The organism is Citrobacter sp. Cf118, from assembly GCF_030334095.1.
Lineage (GTDB): Bacteria > Pseudomonadota > Gammaproteobacteria > Enterobacterales > Enterobacteriaceae > Citrobacter > Citrobacter freundii.
Genome location: NZ_JAOWES010000073.1, coordinates 20,872 through 27,133, shown reverse-complemented (window position 1 = coordinate 27,133; position 6,262 = coordinate 20,872). Strand labels below are relative to the sequence as shown.

Sequence of the window (6,262 nt, the reverse complement as noted above, 5' to 3'; positions counted from 1 at the left end):
AGGTGGCGTATATTACGCTTTCCTCTTTCAGAGTCAACCCTCATTTTCAGGTTTTTCTCTTCAACCGAACCGGCTGTTTGCGTGAAGTGATTCACATCCGCCGTGTCGATGGAGGCGCATTATAGGGATCCCATTTTTTAGCACAAGTATTTTTTGGATCTTTTTTTCTGAATGCTTGTTTTTCACTCCTTTCGCTACATTCCTGCGCAATTTGACTGATTTTTGATAGCTAAACCACTTGCACAGTCTCAATAATCCAACCAAAGTCTTCATTACTGCTCTATTTTCGTTGAGGTAAACATGTCTGATGTACTGCGTCCTTATAAGGATCTTTTCCCACAGATCGGAAATCGCGTGATGATCGACACCAGTAGTGTCGTCATTGGTGATGCTCGTTTAGCTGATGATGTCGGAATTTGGCCACTGGTTGCCATTCGTGGCGACGTTAACTATGTACAAATTGGTGCCCGTACAAACATCCAGGACGGCAGCGTTCTCCATGTCACGCATAAATCCACGTCTAATCCGCAGGGTAATCCACTGATCGTGGGTGAGGACGTTACGGTTGGTCATAAAGTCATGCTACACGGCTGTATCATTGGCAACCGTGTATTAGTCGGCATGGGATCGATTCTGCTGGATGGCGTAGTCGTAGAAGACGACGTTATGATTGGGGCTGGTAGCCTGGTTCCACAAAACAAGCGCCTGGAAAGCGGATATCTGTACCTGGGAAGCCCGGTTAAGCAAATCCGTCCATTAAGCGATGAAGAGAAAGCAGGCTTACAATATTCAGCTAACAACTATGTTAAGTGGAAAGACGAGTATTTAAGTCAGAGTAACCACACCCAACCTTGAGCATCTTCCTGCTGGGCCTGGATCAATGCTTCAGCTTCTTCTTCCAGATCCCAGCGATGCTGTTGAAATATTTCCAACCACTGCTCAGGCGTGTCGCCGCCAAAGCGGGACGCCATAATCTCTCCAGATATGGCACATGTTAACTGCATACCATGAACCATCACTGGAAACACAACGGCGTTAACATCCGTGCACCATTCTTCCCGATCGGGAAACTGGATCGCCTGATTCATGCCGACAATTCCTGTTGCATGCTTTTTATGACAGGCTCCACCTGTGGCAAAACGCCATGCCAAAGTAAAACTGCATGCGCAGCCTGCCCCACCAGCATCCCCAGGCCATCGGCATAATGTTTCGCCCCATGCGAAACACACCAGGAAAGAAACGGTGTGTTCCCTTTCTGATAAAACATGTCATAACAATAGACCGAAGGGTGGATAAGAGATGCTGGAATAGCTGGTATCTCACCGCTCATTCCGCTGGATGTGGCATTGATGATCAAATCAAAACTGCAATTATCAAGATCGTCCATTCCCACCGCCTGCACGCTGCCGGTGTGGGAGAATATTTGTGCCAGTTCTTCAGCGCGCGAAGCGGTACGGTTAACAATAGTCACCGCACAATCCATAGAAAGAAGAGGTAATAAAACTCCACGGGATGCACCACCCGCACCAATCAGCAGAACTCGCGATCCGGGATGAATGAAAGATAAACGCTCAAGATCGCTTAATAAGCCGATACCATCCGTGTTGTCTCCCAGTAAACGCCCATCCTCCAGCCGTTTAAGGGTGTTGACCGCTCCAGCAAGCGATGCCCGCTCCGTTAGTTCATCAGCACGTGCAAACGCCTCTTCTTTAAAAGGCACAGTGACATTTGCCCCCTTCCCGCCCTCAGCAAAAAAAGCGTTCAGTGTATTCACAAAATCATTGATGGGCGCCAGTACACGCCCATAGGAATGATCAATCTTCAACTGCTCTGCAAATTGCTGATGAATAAAGGGCGATTTACTGTGCGCTATCGGATTACCAAAAACAGCATAGGCTTCTTTCATATTACCCCTGTCGAAACTGTTCACCCGTCAGAGCATCACGGATCTCCGAAGGATTCAAACGGCCTCCGGTCTCCCCCTCAACCACAGGAAAGTCTGTACCAAACTGCGCACGGACTTCCTCAACCGTTCTGCAAGGCGGTAAGCCACTCAGATTAGCACTGGTAGAGACTAATGGTTTGCCATAAGCCTGGCACAATGCAACCACCAGCGGATGATCGGTGACACGCACGGCCAGCGAGTCAAAACGACCGGTCAACCAACGAGGCGTAGTCGCGGGCGCCGGGAAAACGAAAGTAACAGGCCCAGGCCAGCGGGCGAACACAGCCTCACGTTGGGCCTCGGTGAGCATGCTATCGTCGATATAGGGTTTAAGCTGGTCAAAGCTTGCCGCAATCAAAATTAAACCTTTATCGACTGGGCGTTGTTTTAACTCTAACAGACGGGTAACAGCCGTTTCGCTGTCGGGATCGCAACCGACACCGAAAACAGCTTCAGTTGGATAGGCGATGACTTTTTCTTGTTTCAGAACCGCTATCGCCGCAGCGATAGCGTCTGTGGGCAGGTTATTATTCACTTTTTTATTCCACCGAAATCGGCTTTCCACATTGTTTACTGGCACAGAAATGCTTCACACCCTGTGCGGTTTTCTTTTCGATGAGAAGCGGATAATGACACTCAGGACATTCTCCGGATAACGGTTTGAAGTTAATGACAAACTGGCACTCCGGATAGCGATCGCAGGAGTAGAAGGTTTTGCCATAACGGGAACGCCGCTGGACAAGATGACCAGTCTGGCATTGAGGACAGACTATTGCTGTTTCATCAGGCTTGTCGATGAGCTCGGTGTGCTCGCACGCAGGATAGTCACTGCATCCAATGAACATACCGAATCGTCCCTGTCTCAGCACCAGCTCAGCGCCACATGCAGGACAAAGCTTACCCTCCAGAACTTTGACAATATGTCCGTCCGCGGAAGATTTCAGCGGACGGATGTAATCGCATTCTGGATAGTGTGAACAACCGAGAAACGGACCGTGTTTCCCGGAACGAATAACCAATTCAGCCCCGCATTGTGGGCAGGGCTCATTTTTACGCACCGTGAACAGTGCTGATTTAGCCATAACAACTCATACTGAATGAAGATTGATTAATGCAGCATACCTTCATTCACTTCAAAGAGTAATTCTTCCATTTGCTGATAGGCATTTTCACAACCTGGAATGTTGAATAGCACCATCAGGATTACCCACTTCAGGTCTTCCAGATCGAACTCTGCCGTATCCAGCGCGAGTACACGCTCAATGACCATTTCTCGCGTTTCGAGGTTTAGCACCTGAATCTGCTCCAGGAATAGCAGGAATCCTCTACAGCTTGCATCCAGCCGATCGCACTCTTCCGCAGTATAAATACGTATAGAAAGAGGGTCAGATGCCAGTTGCATAGGTTCAGCAAGGCCATCCTGATAGTCAGCAAGCTTTTCCAGCCAAAGTAACGCGTTGTAAATGTCTTCACGATCAAAACCAGCGTCGGTAAGATCCCGTTCCAGTTTGTCCTGATCCACACGCAGCTCAGCTTCGTTATGGATATATGTCTCAAACAAATACATTAGTACGTCGAACATGGCATGCCCTCCTCAATCGGACATAGCCGCCGGGTACAGCTGCGATCCACCCTGCTAACTCCAGTTCGAGCAGTTGAGCCACTACCTCTGGCACAGGTTGGCCGGCACGTTCAGCGACGACGTCAACAGGTGTTACCTCATCTCCTACGTTAGCCAGGAGCTCCGGAAATGGCAATGCCACCTCTTCGTGATCTGGCGAATAAATTGATTTTTCAGGTTCATCTGGCAACCATTGCAGCCCATATTGCAAATTTTCAAGAATTTCCTCTGGTGTCGTCACAAGCATGGCTCCCTGCTGAATTAGCCAATGCGGGCCTTCACTTCCCGGGCTCCCAATCGGCCCTGGCAAAGCAAACACCTCCCGCCCTTGTTCCAGTGCACAGCGAGCAGTAACCAGTGACCCGCTACGCTGTGCAGCTTCGACGACCAGTACACCTTTACTTAGACCACTGATAATGCGATTTCGTCGGGGAAAATTGCGTGGCAAAGGGAGCGTATCTAATGGGAACTCAGACACCAGTGCACCACCTGCCTCAATCAGTCGCTGAGCAAGACGGATATGCTGTCGTGGGTGAATGGTCTCAAGTCCATTTCCCAGCACTGCAATACTTGTGCCTTGTCGGTTTATCGCAGCACTGTGTGCCACACCATCAATTCCCCGGGCCAGACCGCTGGTGATCGTCACACCACATGCAGCAAGCTTTTCACAAAACAATCGCCCCCAGCGTTCGCCATACCAGGAGTGCTGTCTGCTGCCGACAACGGCCACCTGGAATGAGCGAAGACATGCGAGATTTCCTGCGACAAAAAGCACCCCAGGATAATCCTCAATCGCACGGAGCTGTGGCGGGTAATGCTCGCTGTCGGCAACCACAAAATGGTGGTTAGGCTGTTCAAGCCAGCGCAACGTTTTTTCCAGCGTCAGATCCGAAAAGGTTAAAAAGCGCCTTGCCTGGCGGGGAGAGAATCCTGCCTGAAGGAGTACCGCGTTGCTAATCGACGGTTGAGTATTGAGCCAGTGGGCAATGCACACCATCTCATCACCATACAGTTCATTCACTTGCGCTAAACGTAGCCAAATTTCGATTTGGGTCATCCTTGTCCCCCTGCCACAAGCAGTCCTGGCAATCTTTGCGATTGGTCACTGATGCTGTCAATCAGAGGGGGTTTTGTCTAGAATAGAGGTAATAATCTTTTCAACTCCTGAACACAACTCTGGATAACTATGTCAGTTTTGCAAGTGTTACATATTCCGGACGAGCGCCTTCGCAAAGTCGCAAAACCGGTCGAAGAAGTGAATGCAGAAATTCAGCGCATCGTTGATGATATGTTCGAAACGATGTATGCCGAAGAAGGTATCGGTCTGGCAGCAACACAGGTCGATATTCATCAGCGCATCATCGTTATTGATGTCTCTGAAAACCGCAACGAGCAGTTGGTTCTCATTAACCCAGAGCTGCTGGAAAAAGACGGCGAAACCGGTATTGAAGAAGGCTGCCTGTCGATTCCTGAACAGCGTGCGTTAGTACCACGCGCAGAGAAAGTAAAAATTCGTGCGCTCGATCGCAACGGCAAATCTTTTGAACTGGAAGCCGATGGCCTGCTGGCTATCTGCATTCAACATGAAATGGATCACCTGGTCGGTAAACTGTTTATCGATTATCTGTCTCCGTTGAAGCAACAACGCATTCGTCAGAAAGTTGAAAAACTCGACCGCCTGAACGCCCGAGCTTAAGGACAAGAATCAACGTGTCAGACTCACTACGTATTATTTTTGCGGGTACACCTGACTTTGCAGCGCGTCATCTCGACGCGCTGTTGTCTTCTGGACACAACGTCGTTGGCGTGTTTACCCAACCGGACCGCCCGGCGGGACGCGGTAAAAAGCTGATGCCCAGCCCGGTCAAAGTGCTGGCGGAAGAAAAAGGGATACCGGTTTTCCAACCTGTCTCTCTTCGCCCTCAGGAAAACCAGCAGCTGGTTGCTGATTTACGCGCAGACGTGATGGTGGTGGTGGCATATGGCCTGATTCTGCCAAAAACCGTACTGGAAATGCCGCGTCTGGGTTGTATCAACGTTCACGGCTCCCTGCTTCCACGCTGGCGTGGTGCAGCACCGATCCAGCGCTCACTGTGGGCAGGTGACACCGAAACAGGTGTAACCATCATGCAGATGGATGTTGGCCTCGACACCGGAGATATGCTGCTTAAGCTGTCTTGCCCGATTACGGCGGAAGATACCAGCGGTTCGTTATACGATAAGCTGGCAGATTTGGGACCGCAGGGGCTGATTGAAACGCTAAAACAGCTGGCTGCCGGCACAATAAACCCGGTGGTACAAGATGAATCACTGGTTACGCATGCAGAAAAACTCAGCAAAGAAGAGGCCCGTATCGACTGGTCGCTTTCGGCTGCTCAATTGGAACGCTGCATCCGCGCCTTTAACCCATGGCCAATGAGCTGGCTTGAAATCGACGGTCAACCAGTGAAAGTCTGGCAAGCTTCGGTTATTGCGGAAAACACCCAGGCTGCGCCAGGCACCATTCTGGAGGCAACAAAGCAGGGTATTCAGGTCGCAACGGGCGACGGCATCCTGAATCTCGTCTCTTTGCAGCCTGCCGGTAAAAAAGCCATGAGCGCGCAGGATCTGCTTAATTCACGCCGGGAATGGTTTGTACCCGGTAACCGTCTGGTCTGACGGTTCTTCTCTTTAAGCCCGGTGTTTCCGGGCATTTT

Annotated in this window: 9 protein-coding genes; 3 read left to right on the top strand and 6 right to left on the bottom strand. The window is 50.3% G+C overall.

Annotation, left to right across the window (positions count from 1 at the left end; genetic code table 11):
* Positions 1-300 precede the first annotated feature (300 nt).
* Positions 301-855 carry a gamma carbonic anhydrase family protein gene (locus OGX67_RS08440; RefSeq protein WP_003031171.1) on the top strand — a complete coding sequence of 185 codons (555 nt, stop codon included), beginning with the start codon at positions 301-303 and terminating at the stop codon, positions 853-855.
* Here OGX67_RS08440 and OGX67_RS08435 read toward each other — a convergent pair.
* From OGX67_RS08435 to dprA, 6 genes are read right to left on the bottom strand one after another with little or no spacing between them, the layout of a single operon-like run.
* Positions 831-1,088 (bottom strand): DUF1488 family protein, encoded by a 258-nt coding sequence (locus OGX67_RS08435; protein WP_086504620.1) that lies wholly within the window; start codon positions 1,086-1,088, stop codon positions 831-833. The two genes, OGX67_RS08440 and OGX67_RS08435, sit on opposite strands and share 25 nt — an antisense overlap.
* The gene (aroE, locus tag OGX67_RS08430; protein WP_032938694.1) at positions 1,085-1,906 is read right to left on the bottom strand and encodes a shikimate dehydrogenase; all 822 of its coding nucleotides are present in this window, start codon (positions 1,904-1,906) and stop codon (positions 1,085-1,087) included. The genes OGX67_RS08435 and aroE overlap by 4 nt, the downstream gene beginning before the upstream one ends.
* A gap of 1 nt (position 1,907) precedes the next feature.
* The gene (gene tsaC, locus OGX67_RS08425) at positions 1,908-2,480 is read right to left on the bottom strand and encodes an L-threonylcarbamoyladenylate synthase type 1 TsaC (protein WP_003031166.1); all 573 of its coding nucleotides are present in this window, start codon (positions 2,478-2,480) and stop codon (positions 1,908-1,910) included.
* 4 nt (positions 2,481-2,484) lie between these two features.
* The gene (locus OGX67_RS08420) at positions 2,485-3,027 is read right to left on the bottom strand and encodes a DNA topoisomerase family protein (RefSeq protein WP_086504622.1); all 543 of its coding nucleotides are present in this window, start codon (positions 3,025-3,027) and stop codon (positions 2,485-2,487) included.
* 26 nt (positions 3,028-3,053) lie between these two features.
* Positions 3,054-3,527, bottom strand: a complete 474-nt coding sequence (gene smg / locus OGX67_RS08415; protein WP_003031162.1) for a DUF494 family protein Smg — start codon at positions 3,525-3,527, stop codon at positions 3,054-3,056.
* Positions 3,499-4,623 (bottom strand): DNA-protecting protein DprA, encoded by a 1,125-nt coding sequence (gene dprA / locus OGX67_RS08410; protein WP_032950358.1) that lies wholly within the window; start codon positions 4,621-4,623, stop codon positions 3,499-3,501. The genes smg and dprA overlap by 29 nt, the downstream gene beginning before the upstream one ends.
* A 129-nt stretch (positions 4,624-4,752) precedes the next feature.
* Between dprA and def the strand changes: the two genes are divergently transcribed.
* Both def and fmt read left to right on the top strand, forming a co-directional pair.
* Positions 4,753-5,262 carry a peptide deformylase gene (gene def / locus OGX67_RS08405; protein WP_257652061.1) on the top strand — a complete coding sequence of 170 codons (510 nt, stop codon included), beginning with the start codon at positions 4,753-4,755 and terminating at the stop codon, positions 5,260-5,262.
* Positions 5,263-5,276: 14 nt separating this feature from the next.
* Positions 5,277-6,224 (top strand): methionyl-tRNA formyltransferase, encoded by a 948-nt coding sequence (fmt, locus tag OGX67_RS08400; RefSeq protein ID WP_071697082.1) that lies wholly within the window; start codon positions 5,277-5,279, stop codon positions 6,222-6,224.
* Positions 6,225-6,262 lie beyond the last annotated feature (38 nt).

What these genes read in the sequence shown, in the direction of transcription:
- OGX67_RS08435 (WP_086504620.1), bottom strand. Translation starts at nt 1,088, where the DNA reads ATGAATCAGGCGATCCAGTTTCCCGATCGGGAAGAATGGTGCACGGAT.
- dprA (WP_032950358.1), bottom strand. Translation starts at nt 4,623, where the DNA reads ATGACCCAAATCGAAATTTGGCTACGTTTAGCGCAAGTGAATGAACTG.
- OGX67_RS08420 (WP_086504622.1), bottom strand. Translation starts at nt 3,027, where the DNA reads ATGGCTAAATCAGCACTGTTCACGGTGCGTAAAAATGAGCCCTGCCCA.
- def (WP_257652061.1), top strand. Translation starts at nt 4,753, where the DNA reads ATGTCAGTTTTGCAAGTGTTACATATTCCGGACGAGCGCCTTCGCAAA.
- OGX67_RS08440 (WP_003031171.1), top strand. Translation starts at nt 301, where the DNA reads ATGTCTGATGTACTGCGTCCTTATAAGGATCTTTTCCCACAGATCGGA.
- aroE (WP_032938694.1), bottom strand. Translation starts at nt 1,906, where the DNA reads ATGAAAGAAGCCTATGCTGTTTTTGGTAATCCGATAGCGCACAGTAAA.
- smg (WP_003031162.1), bottom strand. Translation starts at nt 3,527, where the DNA reads ATGTTCGACGTACTAATGTATTTGTTTGAGACATATATCCATAACGAA.